At 48.1% G+C, this 20,670-nt stretch carries 17 protein-coding genes and 1 tRNA gene; 6 read left to right on the top strand and 12 right to left on the bottom strand.

What is annotated here, in order from left to right:
- Positions 1-99: 99 nt before the first annotated feature.
- Positions 100-1,515 carry a methyltransferase RsmF C-terminal domain-like protein gene (locus tag F7D47_RS03870; protein WP_153085846.1) on the top strand — a complete coding sequence of 472 codons (1,416 nt, stop codon included), beginning with the start codon at positions 100-102 and terminating at the stop codon, positions 1,513-1,515.
- A gap of 67 nt (positions 1,516-1,582) precedes the next feature.
- Positions 1,583-2,122 (top strand): dihydrofolate reductase, encoded by a 540-nt coding sequence (locus F7D47_RS03875; RefSeq protein WP_153085845.1) that lies wholly within the window; start codon positions 1,583-1,585, stop codon positions 2,120-2,122.
- Between the two features lie 38 nt (positions 2,123-2,160).
- On the opposite strand, the gene F7D47_RS03880 is transcribed toward F7D47_RS03875, so the two are convergent.
- From F7D47_RS03880 to F7D47_RS03920, 9 genes are all read right to left on the bottom strand, one after another.
- Positions 2,161-2,679: an Lrp/AsnC family transcriptional regulator gene (locus F7D47_RS03880; RefSeq protein ID WP_119229165.1), complete on the bottom strand. Its 519-nt coding sequence runs from the start codon at positions 2,677-2,679 to the stop codon at positions 2,161-2,163.
- An 81-nt stretch (positions 2,680-2,760) separates the two neighbouring features.
- A complete protein-coding gene (locus F7D47_RS03885; protein ID WP_153085844.1) occupies positions 2,761-3,225 on the bottom strand; it encodes an ExbD/TolR family protein in 465 nt (154 codons plus the stop codon).
- Complete coding sequence (locus F7D47_RS03890; protein ID WP_153085843.1) at positions 3,222-3,839, bottom strand: ExbD/TolR family protein; 618 nt, start codon at positions 3,837-3,839, stop codon at positions 3,222-3,224. Before F7D47_RS03890 ends, F7D47_RS03885 begins: the two co-directional genes overlap by 4 nt.
- Before the next feature lie 42 nt (positions 3,840-3,881).
- Entirely contained in the window at positions 3,882-4,394 is a 513-nt protein-coding gene (locus F7D47_RS03895; protein WP_153085842.1) for a hypothetical protein, read from the bottom strand.
- A gap of 12 nt (positions 4,395-4,406) precedes the next feature.
- On the bottom strand, positions 4,407-5,069 hold the full coding sequence (locus F7D47_RS03900; RefSeq protein WP_118081725.1) for a MotA/TolQ/ExbB proton channel family protein: 663 nt from the start codon (positions 5,067-5,069) through the stop codon (positions 4,407-4,409).
- A 74-nt stretch (positions 5,070-5,143) separates the two neighbouring features.
- A tRNA-Ser gene (locus F7D47_RS03905) sits at positions 5,144-5,231 on the bottom strand.
- Positions 5,232-5,371: 140 nt separating this feature from the next.
- Positions 5,372-6,238 (bottom strand): TatD family hydrolase, encoded by an 867-nt coding sequence (locus F7D47_RS03910; RefSeq protein ID WP_153085841.1) that lies wholly within the window; start codon positions 6,236-6,238, stop codon positions 5,372-5,374.
- A gap of 39 nt (positions 6,239-6,277) precedes the next feature.
- A complete protein-coding gene (locus F7D47_RS03915) occupies positions 6,278-7,252 on the bottom strand; it encodes a polyprenyl synthetase family protein (RefSeq protein ID WP_153085840.1) in 975 nt (324 codons plus the stop codon).
- Positions 7,253-7,300: 48 nt separating this feature from the next.
- Positions 7,301-8,026 carry an energy transducer TonB gene (locus tag F7D47_RS03920; protein ID WP_022121382.1) on the bottom strand — a complete coding sequence of 242 codons (726 nt, stop codon included), beginning with the start codon at positions 8,024-8,026 and terminating at the stop codon, positions 7,301-7,303.
- 102 nt (positions 8,027-8,128) lie between these two features.
- Here F7D47_RS03920 and porQ point away from each other — a divergent pair, with 102 nt between their 5' ends.
- From porQ to F7D47_RS14705, 3 genes are read left to right on the top strand one after another with little or no spacing between them, the layout of a single operon-like run.
- A complete protein-coding gene (porQ, locus tag F7D47_RS03925) occupies positions 8,129-9,076 on the top strand; it encodes a type IX secretion system protein PorQ (protein WP_153081868.1) in 948 nt (315 codons plus the stop codon).
- Positions 9,077-9,117: 41 nt separating this feature from the next.
- Positions 9,118-9,810: a (d)CMP kinase gene (gene cmk, locus F7D47_RS03930; RefSeq protein WP_118063612.1), complete on the top strand. Its 693-nt coding sequence runs from the start codon at positions 9,118-9,120 to the stop codon at positions 9,808-9,810.
- Positions 9,771-9,944, top strand: a complete 174-nt coding sequence (locus tag F7D47_RS14705; RefSeq protein WP_153085839.1) for a hypothetical protein — start codon at positions 9,771-9,773, stop codon at positions 9,942-9,944. The genes cmk and F7D47_RS14705 overlap by 40 nt, the downstream gene beginning before the upstream one ends.
- 276 nt (positions 9,945-10,220) lie before the next feature.
- Here F7D47_RS14705 and F7D47_RS03935 read toward each other — a convergent pair whose 3' ends face one another.
- The 3 genes from F7D47_RS03935 to F7D47_RS03945 are packed head-to-tail and all read right to left on the bottom strand — an operon-like array spanning position 10,221 to position 17,696.
- A complete protein-coding gene (locus F7D47_RS03935) occupies positions 10,221-11,108 on the bottom strand; it encodes a 4-hydroxy-3-methylbut-2-enyl diphosphate reductase (protein ID WP_228113454.1) in 888 nt (295 codons plus the stop codon).
- Positions 11,109-11,121: 13 nt separating this feature from the next.
- A complete protein-coding gene (locus tag F7D47_RS03940; RefSeq protein WP_153085837.1) occupies positions 11,122-12,186 on the bottom strand; it encodes a DUF1573 domain-containing protein in 1,065 nt (354 codons plus the stop codon).
- 41 nt (positions 12,187-12,227) lie between these two features.
- Positions 12,228-17,696 carry an alpha-2-macroglobulin family protein gene (locus tag F7D47_RS03945; RefSeq protein WP_153085836.1) on the bottom strand — a complete coding sequence of 1,823 codons (5,469 nt, stop codon included), beginning with the start codon at positions 17,694-17,696 and terminating at the stop codon, positions 12,228-12,230.
- Positions 17,697-17,854: 158 nt separating this feature from the next.
- On the opposite strand from F7D47_RS03945, the gene F7D47_RS03950 reads away from it, so the two are divergent.
- Complete coding sequence (locus F7D47_RS03950) at positions 17,855-20,350, top strand: GH36-type glycosyl hydrolase domain-containing protein (RefSeq protein WP_153085835.1); 2,496 nt, start codon at positions 17,855-17,857, stop codon at positions 20,348-20,350.
- The last annotated feature ends 320 nt before the right edge of the window (positions 20,351-20,670 follow it).

Genomic DNA, 20,670 nt, shown 5'->3' on the forward strand with positions numbered 1-20,670 from the left:
GAAAAATTTCTGCTTCTTAGACGCATCTCTTCGCGATTTAGTTGCAAAGAAACGAAAAATTTCTTATTTTTGCAAACAAATTAAAGAAAAAGAAACAGAATGAAGACATTACCTGAAGATTTCAGAACATATACGCAGGCACTGATGGGCGAAAAGCTGTATCAGCGTCTGGAGCATGCTATCCTTGAAGAGGAGGCACCAACCAGTATCCGCATCAATCCTTTTAAATGCAAGGATGCTGATGGCGAACCGATTCCCTGGTGTCCGGAAACCGGACGTTATCTCTCTACGCGTCCCGGATTCACCTTCGATCCGCTGCTGCATGCCGGCTTATATTATGTACAGGAAGCCTCATCCATGTTTGTTGATATGGCTATCCGACAGTACGTAAGAGAACCGGTGATGATGCTGGATCTCTGTGCTGCCCCTGGCGGAAAGTCGACTGCCGTAAGGGCTGCCTTGCCGGAAGGGAGTCTGCTCTTCAGCAACGAACCGATGCGCACCCGCTCGCAGATTCTTGCCGAAAACGTACAGAAGTTCGGTCATCCGGATATGATTGTTACCAACAACTATCCCCGCGATTACAAGAAATCCAAGTTGCAGTTTGATGTGATTCTTACCGATGTTCCCTGCTCCGGCGAAGGAATGTTCCGCAAAGATGAAGGGGCTATCGGCGAATGGAGTACCCAGAATGTGAACAACTGCTGGCAGCTGCAGCGCGAAATCGTATCGGATATCTGGAACTGTCTGAAGCCAGGCGGTATCCTGATTTACTCTACCTGCACCTTCAATGCGCACGAAGATGAGGAGAACGTGGAGTGGATATGCGAAGAACTTGGCGCTGAAGTGATGGCACTGGAGGGTGTAGAAGATGCATGGAACATCACCCGCAACCTCACGGGCAGCGACTTTCCGGTTTACCGGTTCATTCCTGGCGTTTCGCGAGGCGAAGGTCTGTTTATGGCGATTCTGAAGAAAGAGGGCGAATGGGAAGCCGGTTCTTCAGCCAAGGAGAACAGGAAGGATAAGAAGAAGAAAGACAAGAAGGTGGCTAAAGGAAAGGGACCGGAGATTCCGGACGGCTGGCTGAAGACTGATACGGAATGGATGCCTGCAGAGAGCAACGAGACGGTTTACGCCATTCCGGGCAGATGGAAAGACATCTACGACCAGGCTGAAAAGAACCTGAAGGTGCTGCATGCCGGTGTGAAACTGGGAACAGACAAGGGAAAGGGTCTCATTCCCGACCAGGCTCTCGCTCTCTCTACGATGCTCAACAAAGATCAATTCCCACAGGTGGAGTTATCCTACGATGATGCCATCCGCTACCTTCGCAAGGAGGCTGTGAATCTGCCTGCCGATACGCCTAAGGGTTATGTACTGGTAACCTACAGACAGGTTCCGATAGGCTGGGAAAAGAACATTGGCAACCGTGCCAACAACCTCTATCCGCAGGAGTGGAAGATCAAGAGCAACCACGGGACAGGAGAGCTATTTATAGTTAATAGTTTATAGTTAACAGTTTACAGCAAGAATGAATAATTCAACATTCAACACTCAACATTCAACATTAAAATAAAAAATGCTCAGCATCATCGCCTGTATATCCAAAGTGCATAGAGCTATCGGGTACAAGAACCGGTTACTCTACGCCATCCCATCGGACATGACCCGCTTTCGTATGCTCACAACCGGACATACGATCATCATGGGCAGGAAGACATTTGAGTCGCTGCCTAACGGAGCCTTGCCCAACCGCCGCAATATTGTTATCTCGAAGACAAAAGAGCAGATAACAGGGTGCGAAGTATACACCTCTCTGGAAGAAGCGCTGGCAGCAAGGAAAGAAGAGGCTGGAAACAAAGAAGCGGCAGCAAGCAAAGAAGCGATTGGAAGCAAAGAAACTTCAGATGAATGTTTCATCATCGGAGGAGCCAGCATATATGAACAGGCATTGCCTTTTGCAGACAAGCTTTATCTCACAATCGTAGAAAAGGAACCTGAACATGCCGATACCTTCTTTCCGGAAATCAATCCGGCAGAATGGGAAGTGACAGAAAAAGAAATGAGGAATGAAAACGGCTTACCGTTCACATTCCTCACCCTTTATAGAAAGCAGTAATCCCGCAGGGAGCTACTGCTTTTTTTTCTTTTTATATCTTATTTCTCTGCTGCAGCCTCCTCATCAGTTTCCTCTTCATCATCGTTGAAAGTCTTGAGATCCTGCATAGAAAGCTGACGGTTGATAGATGCATTGAAAGAAATGATGGTCTCGCTGCGAGACAATCCCAGTGGCTGCAACTTGTCATGGATGATTTCCAGGAGATGGTGGTTGTTCAGCGCGTAAATCTTGATAAACATATCAAAGCCGCCTGTAGTATAGTGACACTCCACAACCTCAGGAATCTTCTTCAACTCCTCTACAACCTGGTCAAACTTCTCAGGCTCCTTCAGATAGAGTCCCATATAAGCACAAGTTTCGTAACCTATCTTTTCTGGGTCAATGATAAATTGTGAACCCTTGATGATACCAAGATTTGTAAGTTTAGCTACACGCTGATGAATGGCAGCACCGCTCACGTTGCAAGCGCGTGCCACTTCCAAAAATGGAATACGGGCATCCTGAGAAATCAGCTTCAGAATCTGCCTATCTAATGAATCTAAAATTTGTTTTGCCATAATACTAATAATTTGCTTGCAAAGATAATACAAAAAATTAATAAAAGCAATTTTTTAAGAGAAAAACATGATAAATTAATATTATTTTCCATTTTCTGTGGCAGAATAACTGATTTTTAGTGCTTTTGCCTGGCGCAAAGCCTGCTTTACGTCGGTTATCACACCCATCTTGGTTTCCTGATCTGCTTTGATTGATACGGTCATCAGCTTCTGGTCTTCCGGCGACATACGCTTCTTTTCTGCCGAAATGTAATCCATCACTTCGGGAGCCGAAGCAAACTTATCATTCAACTGAATCTGGGTACCGGTACCAAACTTTGCCTGCATCTCTTTGGTTGGCTTACCTATATAAATATGGCTCACCGCCGATTTCTTGGTCAGGCGGGTGAGTTCCTTGCCTTGTGGCAAACGGCAGTCTACCTTCAAGGTAACCTGGCGCATGTGGGTAACAATCATAAAGAAGAACAGTACGGAGAAAATGAGGTCTGGCAGAGAAGATGTATTCAACCCTGGCACTTCATGCGATTTCTTATGAAAATTCATCATTGTTTACCTCCTTTCTGCTGTTCTGTAGCTGTTTCTGTAGAATTTTCTTCCCCTTGCTTTTCTTCAGCATTGGCATCAACACGCTGGTCGGCATGAGTCATTGCGTTGGCATACGACTCTGTGATGCGCTGCGGACAGATGGTGCGCACCTGTTCTTTCTGGTCATTGTTCAAGAGGGCATAATCCCTGTGATATTTCTTCTGGGCTGTTTCGTTGCGTAGCTGGCTATATGCTTCCATCAGCTGATTCTGCATCTGGAAATAGAGATTGTAGTCGGCATCGCGGTCACTCTCGATAGAGATGAGATGTTTCTTGCCCAGACGGTGAACAAAGCGGATGGTTTCTTCCTTGAGCTGGCTCACCTGCATCGGCTTACCGTTGACCAAAAGCGTATCGCCAGCTGTCAGGCGCAGCGCCATGAGGTTAGCCTTGTCTACCACCGACTGCTGCTGTTCCTTCTTCTGCGGTTCAGGTGAAGGGAGTTGGCGCAACAGTCCCTTATCCACATCCATTGATGTGGTGACAAGGAAGAATATCAACAGCATGAACGAGATGTCGGCTGTAGATGTGGTATTCAGTCCAGGGGTTTCGTGTTGCTTCCTTCTAATCAGCATATTTAATCCTTATTTATAGAATAGAGAGCCCAGAGAGCTCTCTTAGTTTTTCTTCCGAATATAACGTGTGGCACCGAAACAGACGGCACCGATTCCTGCCACCAGCATCAGGAGCGATGTGATGACAAACATATCTGAAAGTTTGAGCCAGAGCCAGTCGGCATAATTCTCGCCATTGATGAGCATCGGAGCAGAACCGCCCCAAAAGAAGGTAAACAGCAAAACTGCCAAAGTTCCGATCCATGTGATGCGGAAGATGCGGCGCACGGGAATGCCATTCACTACAGCCTCCGACTTGCTGCTGCGATAATCTCTGATCATCGAAAAGACTGCCAGACCAGTACCTCCTATCAGGAAGAGCCACATCAGCAGGATGAGCACATCGGTAAAGAGAGGCGCATTAAAGTCGGGGTTCTCTTCGAAAGGCAAATCGTAGCCTACCAAAAAGAACAGACCGAAAACCAGCACCGCCAATCCTATCATGATATAGAACACCTGCTGCGATATCTTTTCGGCCGACTTCGTCTTCTGCTTTGAAAATTGAAATTTAACCATTTCTCTCTTCGTTTATTTATTCTTGGCAATAATATCCATTAAAGTAACCGCCGACTCCTCCATCTGGCTTGTCAGGTGCTCCACCTTAGAAAGGATGTAGTTATAGAAAACCTGAAGGATGAGGGCTACGATGATACCGAAGATGGTAGTGATGAGCGCCACTTTCATACCCGAAGCAACGATAGTAGGACTGATATCGCCCGCCTGCTGAATCTGGTCGAACGACATGACCATACCGATCACGGTTCCGAGGAATCCGAGCGATGGCGCCATAGCGATAAAGAGTTTGATCCAGGAGCATCCCTTCTCCAGGTTAGCCGCCTGAACGGTACCATATCCGCTTACCGAGCGCTCGATGTCATCAAGACTCTCGCTGATATGCATCAAACCCTGGTAGCAGATAGAAGCCACCGGTCCGCGAGTATTCCGGCAGAGCGTCTTAGCCCCTTCCACATCTCCCGCCGACACCTTCTGGTCAATATCCTGCATCAACTTCTTGGCGTTGATTTCAGAAAGGCTCAGATAGATGATGCGCTCGATACAGAAAGCCATACCCACGATGAGGGCGATGGCAACGAGAGACATAAATCCCGCATTACCCTCTATAAACTTTGTCTTAAGAGCTTGATGAAATCCCATGCTCTCTTCTTGAGCCATCATAGGCAGAGAACACATCCATGTGAAAACCAATATTGCAAAACGTGCAATAGCTGTATTTTTCTTCATATACCTTATTATATATATAAAAGCGGAAAGAGGGGGATTCGAACCCCCGAACCGGTTTTGCCGGTTACACGCTTTCCAGGCGTGCCTCTTCAGCCACTCGAGCACCTTTCCATATTCCGAAGAACTCTTCTTAATCGCCGCAACATGCTGCTGCAACAATTTCGAAGTGCAAAATTATTGCTTTTCCTCCGAAATACCATAACTTTCATTGTTTTTTTATGTTTATTTAAGGAGTTTTGAACGCTTACGTCCTATACTTGCGATACGGATAGCGGAAAAACCCGCTCTGCATTGAGGTTGGTCTGTCGGGCAAACTCCTCTTCGCTTATGCCATAAGCCTTGGCGAGCGTCTTCATCACTTCTACCACAAAAGCACTCTCGTTACGCTTGCCGCGATAAGGAACAGGCGCCATATACGGACTGTCGGTCTCCAGAACGATGCGATCCAGAGGAACTACAGCAGGCAGGTCTTCTCTGAGATGGCTGCTCTTGAAAGTAGATACGCCACCGACGCCCAATACAAACTTATCGAAGGAGAGCAGTTCTTCGGCTTCCTTCTGATTGCCCGTAAAGCAATGGAAGACGCCACCCGGCAGTTCTTTCTCATACTTTCTGAGCAGATGCACCATCTCGTTCTGCGCCTTGCGGCAATGAATCATCAGCGGGAGCTGGGTTTCTACCGACCATTTTACCTGTTCCTCGAAAGCCTCGAGCTGCTCGTTTTCGAACTCACGGCTCCAGTAATAATCAAGTCCTACCTCTCCGATAGCAATCAAGTCTGAAAACTGAGGAGAATCACCCGCAGGATTGGCATTACCCGATTCGTCTGCAGGATTGGCATTGCCTATCATGCGATGCTCCTCCAGTATCTTCCGGAGTTCAGCCAGTTGTTCCTTCCAGTCAGCCTTTACCTCTTCAGGATGCAGACCAATCATCGGATAAGCATAGCCTGGATATTCCTTGCTCAATGCCAGTACCGCGTGTGTGGTCTTCACATCGATGGCAGGCAAGAACACCTTGCCTACCCCCGCTTCCTTGGCACGGGCGAAAGCCTCCGCCCTATCCTCATCAAACTCCTCCGCATCGAAATGCGTATGTGTATCTATTACTTTGAACATTGCCCTATCAACTGTCAACTATAAACTATTAACTATCAACTAGTACTGGCGCTTCATCATTTTCTGAGCATACTTTGCCAATTCCTCCTTACGCTCAGCAGGCACATTCACGGCATCCAGATACTTCTTGCTCTGCTCGAAATAATAAGCAATCTTATCCTGCGCCATTTTGTCGATACCTATCTCGTTGTATAGACGGGTAACGGCAGCCACCTTCTCCTTGCGGTCGAACTCCTTGGCATTCACCCACTTCTGCAGTTCAGCACGCTGAGCGTCGTTGGCATGGTTGAAGGCATTGATGAGCATATAAGTTTTCTTGTTGGATGTGATATCGCCACCAATCTCCTTACCGAACACCTTGGTATCGCCGTAAACATCGAGGTAATCATCCTGCAACTGGAACGCCAATCCTATCTGCTCACCAAACTTATACAGGTTCTCTGCATCCTCATCAGAAGCATCGGCAAGGATAGCACCCATCTTCAGGGCACAAGCCAGGAGAACGCTGGTCTTGAGGCGGATCATCTCGATATATTCCTCCTCCTTCACATCGTTGCGGTTTTCAAACTCCATATCAAACTGCTGACCTTCACCAATTTCCAGGGCAGTGGTCGTAAAGAGTTTCAACACCTTGGCAAGATGCTTTTCATCACATTGAGCCATACGCTCATAAGCCAGAACGAGCATGCTGTCGCCCGAAAGGATTGCCGTATTGGCATTCCATTTCTTATGAACCGTTTCATGACCGCGACGCAAATCAGCATTGTCCATCAGGTCATCATGCAGCAAAGTATAGTTATGATAAGTTTCCAGGGCAACGGCATTCATCAGAATCTTCTCAGGATTGTCCTTGAAAAGATTGTAGCCCAGAAGCATGAGCGTAGGACGAATACGCTTGCCACCCATAGAAAGTACGTATCTGATAGGCTCATAAAGAGACTTTGGCTTTCTTTCGTAAGGCAAATTAGCCAGAAACTCATTTACCATGCTTAAAATTTCATCTGCTGTCTTCATAATAATGTATAATTTATAATGTATAATTTACAATGAACAATTTATAATTTATAGCTGGAACACTACCGGGATGGCAATCATCGTGCGACAGACCTTGCCTTTATCGATGCCCGGTTTCCACTTCGGCATCATCTTCATCACCCTCAAAGCCTCGTTGTCGAGCAATGGATCTACCGAAGTGCTTACCTTGATATTGGCAACACTTCCATCCTTGTTTACGATAAAGGATACCACTACGGTTCCCTGAATCCTACTCTTCTGGGCAGCTACAGGGTACTTCAGGTTCTTGGTAAGCCACTGCATGAAGGCAGACCAGCCACCAGGAAACTGCGGTATCTTCTGCACGACGGTCAGTTTGATAGGAGCCTCAGCTCCCGGATTCTCAATCGGAGTTTCAGGAACCGCTTCCTTCACCTCTGCTCCATCCACTACACCCGAGCCGTCGCCGATAACCAGTTCACTGGTTGTAGAACTGATTTTCTGCGGTGCCTTCTGAGTCTGTTGCTCGGCAGCCTTCACTTCCTGAGTAATTGACTTAGAAGCAGGAGCCGAAACAGCCTCTGCACTCACCATATCTTTCAGGTCGGGACGAGCCGACATTTCCAGATCCTGTGAAAGATCTTCCATCGATTCCGACAAGTCATCATCTCCCTGCGGACCTCTCTGATATTGGAGTCCTACGAAGATGAAAGTAAAAGCCAGCAGCAAACCTAGCAGGAAAAATGTAACCCGCTTATCTTCCAGTTGTGCGCTATTTGATTTCTTAATTTCCACAATAAAAACCGTTTAAAATCGTTATTTCCTACGAAAACATTGCAAAATTACTTCTTATTATTGAAAAAAGCAGTATCTTTGCCAAAGAATTAGAAAATTTAAATGAAAAAATATGTAATTTCCGCAATATTGACGCTTTTTGCGACAATTATTGATGCTCAAGAGAGCCAAACGGGGTATAATTTCCTTCGCTTGCCGGTGAGTGCTCATGCAGCTGCTCTGGGTGGCGACAACATCACCTTGATAGAAGATGATGAGGCACTCATATTCCATAATCCGGCTCTCCTGTCATCAGTAAACGACAAGACGGTCAATCTCAATTATATGAACTATATGTCGGGGGTGAACACTGCTTCGGCTAGTTTCAACCGTATTGTCAACGACAAGGCTTCGTGGGCTGTTTCGGCTCAGCTTGTTGACTACGGCAAGATGAAAGAGACGGATGAGAACAACATCCAGATGGGTGAGTTCTCGGCAAAGGACATTGCCGTTGCGGGTTACTTCTCTTATATGCTCGGTGAGAAATTCGCGGGTGGTATTGCCGCCAAATTCATCACTTCGTATATTGGCGATTACAATTCTATCGCTGTGGGAGTGGATTTGGGTATCAACTATTACGACCCTGAAACGGAATGGTCGGTTTCTTGCGTGGCAAAGAACCTGGGTGGACAGCTGAAAGCTTACGACAATGAATATGAGAAGATGCCGATCGACCTGCAGTTGGGTGTGACGAAACGCTTCGCCAACGCACCGTTCAGGGTATCAGCCACACTGGTCAACCTGAACCATTGGGACAGCAGTCTTCGTGATCATGCCGTAGTAGGTGCCGACATTCTGCTTTCGGAGAGCCTGTGGATAGGTGCCGGCTACAACTTCCGGAGAGCCAACGAGATGAAAATCAGCACCTCAGAAGATGAGGAAAGCAGTCATGGAGCCGGTTTCTCTGTGGGTGGCGGTATCAACCTGGAGCGCTTCCATCTGAACGTTGCCTACGGCAAATATCACGTCAGTAGCAGCAGCCTCATGCTGAATGTAAGTTACAGATTATAAATTATACATTATAAATTATACATTAAAGTTAGTTCGAAATTATGAAGAAAATAACAATAGCAATAGACGGATACTCTTCTTGCGGTAAGAGTACGATGGCAAAGGATCTTGCCAAGGAAATAGGTTATGTTTATGTAGATACGGGCGCCATGTACCGCTCGGTAACTCTCTATGCGCTGCGTCATCAGCTCTTCGAAGCAGATGGAGCTGTAAAGACTGAAGAACTGCAGAAGGAGATGAAGAACATCAGCATCTCATTCAAGTTTAATGAAACAACCGGTCGCCCGGACTGCTATCTGAACGGCGAACTGGTAGAAAAGGAAATCCGTTCGTTAGAGGTTTCCAACCACGTTAGTCCGATTGCCGCCGTTCCTTTCGTCAGAGAGGCGCTGGTAGAGCAGCAGCAGAAGATGGGCGAAGACAAGGGCATCGTGATGGATGGTCGCGATATCGGTACCACCGTGTTCCCTAATGCCGAACTGAAGATTTTCGTTACAGCCAGTTCACAGGTGAGAGCACAGCGCCGTTTCGATGAACTGAAGGAGAAAGGAATGCCAGCCGACTTCGATGCGATTCTGAAGAATGTAGAGGAACGCGACTATATCGATACCCACCGCGAGACTTCCCCACTCAGAAAGGCTGATGATGCCATCACGCTCGACAACAGCAACATGACCATTCCTGAACAGAAGGCATGGCTGATGGAACAATATCAAAAGGCAATAGCAGAATAAGCTACAGAAAAGAGACTGCCGGGTTATTTGCGCAAAAATACGTTAAATATACTACTTTTACCGATAAATTTATTTTATTCGATGAAAAAGATTTGGGAAAAAAAAATTTTTTAGTATCTTTGCAACCATATTAACAAGGTAGTAATGATATAGATTATAAATTTTGAGTTAATTACTGTTTTTTGAAGGTGATAGGTCTTCGGGAGAAGATTTATCACCTGTTTTATTTTCAGACAGTTTATAAAAGATAAACCCACTTGACGTCGTGAAACACGACACCAAATGGGTTAACTAATTAATAACCAACATATTAAGATTTTCAATCAACGATAAAACTATCCTCTACCCATATACGGTGAAACACCGTATCAAGTATATCAAGTTACTGATAATCAACTCTTTAACTCTCACTATAAGAGAGCAGAACTATCCTTGATAATCTTCTCCCTGCATTCTTCCATCAGCCACTTCGGCGTACTGGTAGCACCACAGATACCTACCGTTTCCACATCCTTGAACCAGTTCATATCTATTTCGTCGGCACTTTCTATCTGGTAGCTGTTGGCATTCACGCTCTTGCATTCCTTGAAAAGCACCTTACCGTTCGAACTCTTTCTGCCACTCACAAAGAGGATGACATCATGCTTGCTGGCAAAGGCAGCGATGTTAGGCATGCGGTTAGCCACCTGACGGCAGATGGTATCGAAACTCTTGAAGACAGCGCCCTCAACAATATGCTCCTGGCAGTATTCGATGATGCGGTGGAACTCATCGAGACTCTTGGTAGTCTGGGAGTAAAGATAGATATCTTTAGAGAAATCCAACTGACCGCTTTCCTTCAGCTGCTTCACATCCTCAAACTTCTCTACCACGATGGCATGACTCTCCGTCTGCCCCACCAGTCCGAGCACCTCAGCATGCCCGTTCTTGCCGAAAATCACGATCTGTGCCTCCGGATTGTTGACATACTGCTTCTTGATGCGGCGCTGCAACTGGAGCACCACAGGACAGGTAGCATCGATGATTTCGATGTTGTTTCGCTCGGCAAGGGCATAAGTTTCAGGCGGTTCACCATGAGCACGGAGCAAGACCTTTACGCCCTGCAGTTCCTCCATCTGCTCATGGTCTATCGTGATGAGTCCCGCTTCATGCAGGCGCTCCACCTCCATACCGTTATGCACAATATCGCCCAGGCAGTAAAGTTTACCACCCTTAGCCAACTCCTCTTCAGCTTTCTTGATGGCAGTGGTTACGCCAAAGCAGAACCCACTGCCGTTATCTATTTCTATCTGCACGATATTCGTTTTTAATTCATTGTACATTAATCTTCACCACCACCTTAGCATGGTCAGGGTCATTCGTAATCATGAGGATACGAGGGTGTCTGACACGCGATTTCTTCAAGTCGGCAGCCACAGCCGTCACCTTCATCTTAACGGTCTCTCCTGGCTGAATCTTACTCTTCTTCAGGTTCACCTGCAAGCCCATCGTAAACATCTGCATGCTACGGATATCCAGTTCCGACTTACCCTTATTGGTAATCAGAATCTCACCCTTCAGTTTCTTCTTTCCATTGAAACTACCCAGATTGAGATCGGTGGCAGACATCTCTATCTTCGGAGCCAGTGCCTTCTTGGCTGGAGTCATGTTCTCAAAACCAGGAAGAAGAACGGCTGATACCACGATTTCCTTCTCAGGCGCAATCCTATCGCCAGGACGTTCACCGAGATAAACCGATGTCTGGTTCAAGCCCAGGTCGCGCAGTTTCTTGGAATCCAGCACGAAACTGATTTCGGCAGAATGACGCGGAGCTACCTTGGAAGGCGATACGAAAGCATGAAGATAGGATGGCAGATGCATCACTACCGGCTCCAGTAATTCGTCGGTAGGATTGAAGATATGGATGCGCTGAACCGGACGGTCGCCACGGTTCACGTCATCAAACTCCACCTCCTGGGCATCACTCTTGATGACACCCAGCATCTCATCGTAAGAACCAGCGAAATCTACTACGCTGCCCACTACCTTTCCCCTCATAGAGAGGATGAACGGGTCTTCACCCGCATTGGTATAGAGGCAAACCTGCTTGGTGAAAGTACCCATCTGCTTGGCATCGTATACCGCCTTGATGACGAAACTTTCGCCGGCAGCAATGCTCGTCTTCGGATAATCTACCTCCGTACAGCCGCAGCTTTTCAATACATTGTTGATAACCAACGGCTTGAGCCCGTCATTCTTCAGCATGAATTCGGCAGTTACAGGCTTGTTGAACACCACCTGTCCGCAGTCTACCACCTCGTGCTGGGTTGTAATCTTCTGTGCTGATGCAGGCAGCGCCAACAGCGCTGAGAGCATCCATATATTCATCCGTTTCATACTATTCTATTTTAAATTATCAATCTATAAACTTTTAACTATCAATTATTAACTTTCAATTCATAAGTCTCTGTGCGGCCACCAAACTCCGGACTGTAGGTACACTCAGCGGTGCAAGTTCCGCTCTGATAGTCGCCCTTTCTATCCACGTAATACTCCATTTCTACGATGTGCATACCTTTAGATAAACGATCGAAATAGAAATTTGTTGCATGATCTCTTGGAGAAACATAGCAGCCTATGCCCCACTGATAACCACTCTTCTGGTTAACCGGTTCCAGACATGCCGCACGCTTATCCGTAATCTGTACAAAGTCGTAGTCGCGGTCGGCGGTAATGAGGAGTGTTACCTTCACCTTCTCTCCTACCTTCGCCTGTGCCTTGCCCTTACCCTCAGATTCGGCAGGAACGATGACACGGCGCACCTTGATGCCCGACTCCATGGAACCGATTTCGCTGACAGGCTGCTTAAACTCTGCATAGACAGCTCCCCAGCTGGTATAATCGCTCTTTTTGTCGATGCTCAGCTTAGATGCCTTGCCCGTCTTTTCGGTCTTCACATAGCCCAAAGTAGTGGAATCCTGCGGCATCGGCAGCAGCTTTCCGTCCAGTTTCAGCACGGCATTCTCAGCCTTCCTGCTCCAGTTGCTCTCATTGCCCTTCATAAAGGCGTAGACAGCATCCACGGTGTTCACCGGCGTATCCCAAACCTGGGTACGTTTCGACATCAGGAGCCAGCGCTGCAGTTCCTCGATGGTCTGCTTGTCGTTCGGTTTCAGCATCTGCAGCGCCTCTATCACGGATACCTGGGTAGGAATCTTATAGTTTCTCCAGCTGTAGAGTGCCTTGCGGGTATCGTAGTAGCGGCCCATCTCCTCACGGTAAACGGCATATTCGTTCACGCTCTGCAGATATTCGCCTGCCTTCTCGCGGTAAGCAGCATTCTGCTGGCTGTTTTTGGCGAGTACCACGGCAGCACGCGCCTTGCCATAGATGGAGAAATCACCCGTCATCTTCGACATCTTTTCCAGGAGATAAGCCTTGTCCTGCTCCAGATTCTGCTTCATCTTTCTGCCATCCATCGAAAGGATGTAGAGATAATGCAGCGCCTGTTCGCTAGGACTCACCTTCTGCTTTTTCTCCTCCTGCTTCTTCATTTCTTTTACTTCCTGTGCTGTCTGCCAGGAGAGATAATCGATGGCGGAAGTCAGCATCCGGGCGGTTGATTTCTGCACACCTGCGATGGCATTCAATCGAACCATCATTTCGGCTACCGACGTTGTCATATACCGGCTGCCCTTCATGCCCTTCCACCAGGAGAAGGAACCGTTAGGGTTCTGCAACTTCTTCAGCTTCTCCACCTGATTCTGCAGACGGATGCTCTCCTGAGAGAGATTCTTCTGAGAATGATTATCCAAAGAGAGAGTCTTCTGGATATGGGTGGTGATGGTATTGGCATAGATGGCAGACATCAGCGAGATGGCGTTCTCCTCATCCGGATTGCTGATGGCAGGCAGCGCCTTCACCATGAGCCAACTTGGGTTATTGGTGTACTCGATGGTTACCTTTGCCTCTTCAGCGCCCTTCGCCTGCTTGCCCTCCTTGTTCAGGAAGAGTTTGCTCAGGTCGAAGTTCTGCTCACCCTTCTGATGCAGGGTGATAGGCAGGGTGTTCACCACGAGTTCACGGTTGCTCAAAACCGGCAGATAGTGCTGTTCACCATCGCTATAGCCATTACCGGCAGCCACCACCTTATTAATATATATGCCTTCTTTCAGCCCCTGGACATCAAAGGAGATGGTAGCAGAGCCCTCGGCATCGATGCTGTAGTTCTGCGTCTTCTGCCAAACCACCTTGTTGGTCTCCGGGTCGAGAATCTGCATACGGGCGTTGCCGCTCACCTTCTTGTCGGAAGTATTGAAGAGTTTCACCACGATAGTTGCCTTATCGCCCTCACGCAGGAAGCGAGGCATGTTAGGCTGCACCATCACGGTCTTCTGAGCCACAGCCTCATCCACCAGCAAACCGTTGCGCATCTCCTTGTCATGAGCCAGGCCCATGAACTTCCAGGTAGTCACGCTCTCCGGCAGGGTAAATCTGATGGCTACGTTGCCATTGTTGTCGCTCTCCAAGGCAGGATAGAAGAAAGCGGTCTCGTTCATGTTCTCACGCACCTGCACCTTGTCGAGGAATTGTCCTGCATCTGGACCTGAACCGCCGACAAACTGCGGCATCTCCTCTACTACATCAAAAACCTTGTTGGCAGATGGAGCAGCCGCTCCGACACGGGTCATTTTAGAGCCGCGAATCCTGATGACTTTCGCTTCTTCTCGAACCAGCTCGTCTTTTTGTATACGAACAGACTCAACGGTTCCGCCAGAAGAACGTTCCAACTTGCTCAGTTCCACCGCTTGCATATAAGCATAATAGCTAAAGAATTTACCATCAAACTTATCCACATCCAATTGCTTCTCGTCATAATACTTGGTAGGATAAGCGCCATTCAAGCAAAATGAACGGAAAGTGAGGTTGTCCTCCCAGTAGCAGTTTGGCAAACTCTGATAGAAGCCCAGGGAGAAATTCCAGAAATGCGGGGTTATCTGGTCGAGCGACTTGTCATAGAGTACGCTCATCAGCTGCGCCTTAGCTGGCTTGCCGTCAGGGGTGGTAATCTTCAGCGTCCACTCCTCCTTCTGTCCAGGGGTCAGACGGTTGCGGAAGGTTTTCCAGGCGATATTCAGTTTCTTCTCAGGCAAAGGACGGGCGATGCTCATCATTCGGGTATAGCACTTGCCTTGCTTCACGAAACTATAATTCAGTACGATGCCCGACGCATATTCCTCCTTGTAGGTGAAAGGCAAGGTCACGATACTGTCGCCCAACTCCCAGGCACCTTTCTCCAGCAGTTTGTTGCCGGCGATGATGGAATATACGATGTGCGCTCCGTTCTCCGAAGAGCCCACCTGGATATAGACCGGCTTGCCATCACGAGGGAAAGTCTTCGCCGTCTGATAATACCATTCGGTAGTTGGCTCCACCGGATGGGTATCCTTCATGCTGAAAAGGGTGAATTTCTGCTGCAGGGTGTCCTGTCCGCAGATTGCCTCCAGCTGATGAACGCCAGATTTCCAAACAAAAGTAGTAGTTGCATATTCCTTGATAGCAACCGGAGCATTTGCCTCGGCATCCTTCCATTCGCCCTTATCAATTCGATATTTCAACCTGCTCGAAATCGGCATTCCACTGGCATTGCGGTAAGCGAAGGTCACCGCCTTCAGACTGTCTGTTTCGATACGCTTAGGAAGATTCACCGTGAGGATGGTTGGCTTGGTGCCCAGAGGCAGACTCATCACGCCCTCATGGCTCTCACCACTGATGTCGGTAACGATGGCTGAGACCTCGAAGTTGAAGAAACGGGCTTGGCGCATGAAATCGCTCATATCAGCCTCGTCTTTTCCTGACAAGGAAGCCTCCAGCGGAATCTCGACGTCGAAGGTTCCGTCCTCACGAGTCACGCAACTGTCAGTTTTCACCAACTGTCCGGCAGATCCTGCGCCCCACCACCAGAGTTGGTTTCTGCGGGTCACCTGATACTCCACCTTGGCACCCTGCACAGGCACACCAGCATAGGTCTTGGCTGAAGCTTTCACCACCACGGTGTCGCCCCAGTTATATTTCTCATTCACCTTCGGGAAGGTAATCTCGAAGGTTGGACGCTTGTACTCCTCAACTCTGAAATATTCGCTTGCTGTACCATTCACGGAGATGGAATACTGTCCTGTCTTTCCCTCCTTCGGGAGTTCGAAATCTACCGAAGCCGTACCATATTCATCGGTCGTAACCTTCTGTTCTGCCACCTGCTTCCAGTTGGCATCACTCAGGACAAACTTCAGTTCCATACTCTTTCCTGGCACGCTGGCATCCAACCCCTTCTTGACAGTATAGGAAATGGCTGAGGCATGCACCTTCTGTCCTGGGCGATAGAGAGCACGGTCGGTATAAACCTGATATTTAGTCTCATTATCCTTCTTCTCATAATAGCGGGTACGGCTGAGATAGATGTCCCTGGCTGGCGTAAACTTGTCATTGTTGGTAGAAATCAACACCATTCCATCCACATTTTTGAAGTAAGCCTCTCCGTTCTCATCTGTTGTCAAGCGGGCATGAACTATTCGCTTGTCCTTCTTCGTCTTGAAATCATACCGCTGGTCGTAGAGTTCTATCTTCGCCCCAGCGATAGGCTGTCCATCGGTAGCATTCACCACTACATAGCGATGCTTATCATCCGGCAACTGCTGGATCATCACCGCCAAATTGCTGACATAGAAGAGTTCTCGCTGCGGAGCGATGCCGGTATTATCCGAAGTTACCTCCATCAGATAGGCACCCAGCGGCAGATTGCCACCGATTTCGATGGAATCCTTCACCGTTTCATAATCCGGCCGACCGTAGTAGTTGCGGCTGAAATCCTTCTGATGCAGCTTCGTAGTCTTCTTCAGGAGCATCTTATAGATAGCCTCATCCTGCGCATTATAATCGTTATCTGCCGTAATATTGAGGCGGGAGATACTGATTTTCAGGTTCTGCAGATTGCGCACGTCCAGATGCACCCACGCCTTCTCCCCAGGTCGCAACACCTGCGGCATATCCAGCACCTGGAACATCGGTTCGGTGAGTCGCTTCTGCGCATTTCTCAGTTCGTTCATTCTCGACCATCCCCCCCAGCGGCTCAGCGCATAGTTGATATAGTTGAGCTTATCCTGCGGTTTGGCATCGGTAGCACCTTCCATGAAGCGGAAATGCTCCACGGCAAGTTCGCCTGCCTCCGGAATATCCTGATAAACCTGGATGAGCGAGTCGATGGTCTGCAGATACTTCGATTTCTTCACCTCTCTCACGTCGTCCTGACGGTATTTCTCGATGAGCTTATAGGCACAGAGACAAGCCGCACCCCGATTGCCCACCTTATTATAATAGGTGTACAGCTGCAGATACGCCTCCTTGCTGTCTGCCTCGAATCCGATGAGATGCAGCAGATCATTGTTGAAGGAACTGCCATCCACGCCCTTCAGCGTCAATGGCACATACTCAGTGGAGGTATGTCGAGCAAGAAGTTCAGGCTGTTCCAAGGCCTTCTTGAAGAACTCCTGGCTTTTCTTTTCGTTCATATCACAGTACACCTTACCCAGCACGGCATATCTCACCGCCTTCAATGCGGGGTCGTTCACCTTCAGCACCTCGGCTTCCATCCGCTTCACGTTAGGCGTCAGCGAGTCAGCCGAAATCTCATTCCAGAGTGTCATCTGTCTTGTCTCAGCCGCCAGCAGCTGCCCGTAATCTTTGGCAGCCGAAGCCTTGGCGATGATTTTCTTCATCACCGCGATTTCGCTCTTAGGCTGGTCCTTCTGAGCATTGATTTCAGCTTGCTTCCACAAGTTGTCGTATGTCTGAGCCGCTACCTGCATCGTAGCAAAGAGGGCTATCAGAAGTGATAAAATGTTTCTTTTCATAAGCCAACTGTATAAAATGTTAATAGAATGATGATAATCATCAAACTTTTCATTGCAAAAATACAAAAAAAAACTGTTTTCTAACCCCGAAACTTAAACTTTTTACTATCTTTGCACCAAAATAGTATATTTTACCAAGAAATAACATTAAAAAAACAATGGCAGAAAAAAAGTATGGTCATTTTGATGACGCCAATCGCGAATACGTGATTACTGACCCAAAGACCCCATGGCCTTGGATCAATTATTTGGGTAACGAGGATTTCTTCTCGCTCATCTCAAACACAGCAGGTGGTTATTCCTTCTACAAGGATGCCAAGTTCCGTCGCATCACCCGTTATCGCTACAATGGTGTGCCGATGGATAACGGCGGTCGCTATTTCTATATCAAAGATGGCGATACCGTATGGAACCCGGGATGGAAACCTTGCAAGACACCGCTCGACAGCTATGAGTGCCGCCACGGCATGAACTATACCCGCATCACGGGCAGCAAGAACGGCGTAGAGGCGAGTGTACTCTTCTTCGTACCGCTCCATACATGGGCTGAGGTGCAGAAGATGACGCTGAAGAACCAGACTAAGGAGGTGAAGACCCTCAAGGTGTTCTCCTTTGCAGAGTGGTGCCTCTGGAATGCTGCTACCGACATGGAGAACTTCCAGCGCAACTTCTCTACGGGCGAAGTAGAGGTAGAAGGCTCTACCATCTATCACAAGACCGAATACCGTGAGCGCCGCAACCACTATGCTTTCTATACAGTGAATACCGAGATTCAGGGCTACGATACCGACCGCGAGAGCTTCATCGGACTCTACAACGAGTTTTCCGAGCCTGAGGCTGTGATGGAAGGCAAGCCACGCAACAGCTTTGCCCACGGCTGGAGCCCTATCGCATCTCATTATATCGAGGTTACCCTGCAGCCAGGCGAGAGCCGCGACCTCATCTTCCTGCTGGGCTATGTGGAGAACGAGCAGGACAAGAAGTTCAGCGCCAAGAAGGTAATCAACAAGGAGAAAGCTCATCAGCTTATCGCCAAGTTTGATACCACCGAAAAGGTGGATGCTGCCTTCGCAGAACTCAACCAGTACTGGGATAACCTGCTGAACATCTTCACCGTGAAGAGCGGCAACGATAAGTTAGACCGCATGGTGAACATCTGGAACCAGTATCAGTGCATGATCACCTTCTGTATGTCGCGCTCAGCAAGTTTCTTCGAGAGCGGCATCGGTCGAGGCATGGGCTTCCGCGATTCCAACCAGGACCTCGTAGGTTTCGTTCATCAGATACCTACCCGTGCCCGCCAGCGCATCATCGATATCGCCAGCACCCAGTTCCCTGACGGTGGCTGCTACCACCAGTATCAGCCGCTCACCAAACGCGGCAACAACGATATCGGTGGCGGTTTCAACGACGACCCATGCTGGCTCATCTTCGGTACCGTAGCCTATATCAAGGAGACGGGCGACTTCTCTATCCTCGCTGAGCAGGTGCCTTTCGACAACCAGCCAGGCACAGAAGTAAGCCTCTTCGAGCACCTCAAGATTTCGATGAACCATGTTATCAACAACCTGGGTCCACACAAGTTGCCACTCATCGGAAGAGCCGACTGGAACGACTGTCTGAACCTGAACTGCTTCTCCTGGGACCCTAACGAGAGTTTCCAGACCACAGAAAACAAGGGCGAAGGAAGCAAGGCAGAGAGTCTGATGATAGCCGGTCTGTTCGTGGTTACCGGCAAGGATTATGTGGCTCTGTGCAAGCAGCTTGCCAAGGAAGCAATGGAAAGCAAGGAGGGCGAAATAGCCGGTCTTGCAGAGGAAGATTATTTGACAGAAGCCGAGCGCATGCAGCAGGCTGTAGATGAAATGAACGAGGCTGTGAAGCAGCATGGATGGGACGGTGAATGGTTCCTCCGCGCTTACGATTTCTTCGGCAACAAGATTGGTAGTGATGAGAACGAGGAAGGCAAAATCTTCATCGAGAGCCAGGGCTGGTGTACGATGGCTGGTATCGGTCTGGAAGAAGGACTTTGCGATAAAGCACTGGACAGCAGCAAGAAACGACTGGAATGCGAGCACGGAATGGTGCTGAACAACCCAGCCTACACTACCTATCATGTAGAAATGGGTGAGATTTCTTCTTATCCTGAAGGCTACAAGGAGAACGCCGGTATCTTCTGCCACAACAATCCTTGGGTCATCATCGGAGAGACTGTAGCCGGCCGAGGCAACGATGCCTGGAGCCATTATACCAAGATTCTGCCTAGCTATGTAGAGGAAAAATATCAGACACTTCACAAGGTAGAACCTTACGTAAACTGCCAGATGGTAGCCGGTAAGGATGCAGCCAAACCGGGCGAAGGAAAGAACTCCTGGCTCACCGGTACAGCGGCATGGATGTGGTATACAGTATCAGAATTCATCCTCGGTATCAAGCCTGATTATGAAGGTTTGCTCATCGATCCTTGTCTCCCAAGCACCGCTAAGGAGTATGAGGTAACCCGCAAGTTCCGTGGTAGCGAATACCATATTACAGTAAAGAATCCTAGCGGAAACCAGAAGGGCGTGAAGCAGATTACAGTGGATGGCACTCCTATCTCAGGCACCATCATTCCTTGCGCTGAAGGCAAGCATGAAGTAGTGGTTGAGATGTAAAATCAGCCAGATTTCATCAAGTTACGATTTGAAAGTTCTATGTAACGAAACTCCTTTTCATACCCATACGTCGTGTTTCACAACGTATGGGTATCACAATAAACACCATACACCTTATTTCAGGGTGTATGGTGTATTATATATCTGATAATCTGATACTTAACTTTTAACATAAGCACATATCCAACACTATCAAGAGTAAGATTCTAAGCTTGCTCAGTTCCTCAGTTCCTCAGTTCCTCAGTTTTTTCCTAGGGGGTATATAGCCCTTATAGTTCAAAGTTATTTTAAATTGTTATATATTATATATTATTATATAT

The organism is Segatella copri (assembly GCF_009494835.1).
Taxonomy (GTDB): Bacteria; Bacteroidota; Bacteroidia; order Bacteroidales; family Bacteroidaceae; genus Prevotella; species Prevotella copri_F.

What these genes read in the sequence shown, in the direction of transcription:
- F7D47_RS03870 (WP_153085846.1), top strand. Translation starts at nt 100, where the DNA reads ATGAAGACATTACCTGAAGATTTCAGAACATATACGCAGGCACTGATG.
- F7D47_RS03875 (WP_153085845.1), top strand. Translation starts at nt 1,583, where the DNA reads ATGCTCAGCATCATCGCCTGTATATCCAAAGTGCATAGAGCTATCGGG.
- F7D47_RS03880 (WP_119229165.1), bottom strand. Translation starts at nt 2,679, where the DNA reads ATGGCAAAACAAATTTTAGATTCATTAGATAGGCAGATTCTGAAGCTG.
- F7D47_RS03885 (WP_153085844.1), bottom strand. Translation starts at nt 3,225, where the DNA reads ATGATGAATTTTCATAAGAAATCGCATGAAGTGCCAGGGTTGAATACA.
- F7D47_RS03890 (WP_153085843.1), bottom strand. Translation starts at nt 3,839, where the DNA reads ATGCTGATTAGAAGGAAGCAACACGAAACCCCTGGACTGAATACCACA.
- F7D47_RS03895 (WP_153085842.1), bottom strand. Translation starts at nt 4,394, where the DNA reads ATGGTTAAATTTCAATTTTCAAAGCAGAAGACGAAGTCGGCCGAAAAG.
- F7D47_RS03900 (WP_118081725.1), bottom strand. Translation starts at nt 5,069, where the DNA reads ATGTGTTCTCTGCCTATGATGGCTCAAGAAGAGAGCATGGGATTTCAT.
- F7D47_RS03910 (WP_153085841.1), bottom strand. Translation starts at nt 6,238, where the DNA reads ATGTTCAAAGTAATAGATACACATACGCATTTCGATGCGGAGGAGTTT.
- F7D47_RS03915 (WP_153085840.1), bottom strand. Translation starts at nt 7,252, where the DNA reads ATGAAGACAGCAGATGAAATTTTAAGCATGGTAAATGAGTTTCTGGCT.
- porQ (WP_153081868.1), top strand. Translation starts at nt 8,129, where the DNA reads ATGAAAAAATATGTAATTTCCGCAATATTGACGCTTTTTGCGACAATT.
- cmk (WP_118063612.1), top strand. Translation starts at nt 9,118, where the DNA reads ATGAAGAAAATAACAATAGCAATAGACGGATACTCTTCTTGCGGTAAG.
- F7D47_RS14705 (WP_153085839.1), top strand. Translation starts at nt 9,771, where the DNA reads ATGGCTGATGGAACAATATCAAAAGGCAATAGCAGAATAAGCTACAGA.
- F7D47_RS03940 (WP_153085837.1), bottom strand. Translation starts at nt 12,186, where the DNA reads ATGAAACGGATGAATATATGGATGCTCTCAGCGCTGTTGGCGCTGCCT.
- F7D47_RS03945 (WP_153085836.1), bottom strand. Translation starts at nt 17,696, where the DNA reads ATGAAAAGAAACATTTTATCACTTCTGATAGCCCTCTTTGCTACGATG.
- F7D47_RS03950 (WP_153085835.1), top strand. Translation starts at nt 17,855, where the DNA reads ATGGCAGAAAAAAAGTATGGTCATTTTGATGACGCCAATCGCGAATAC.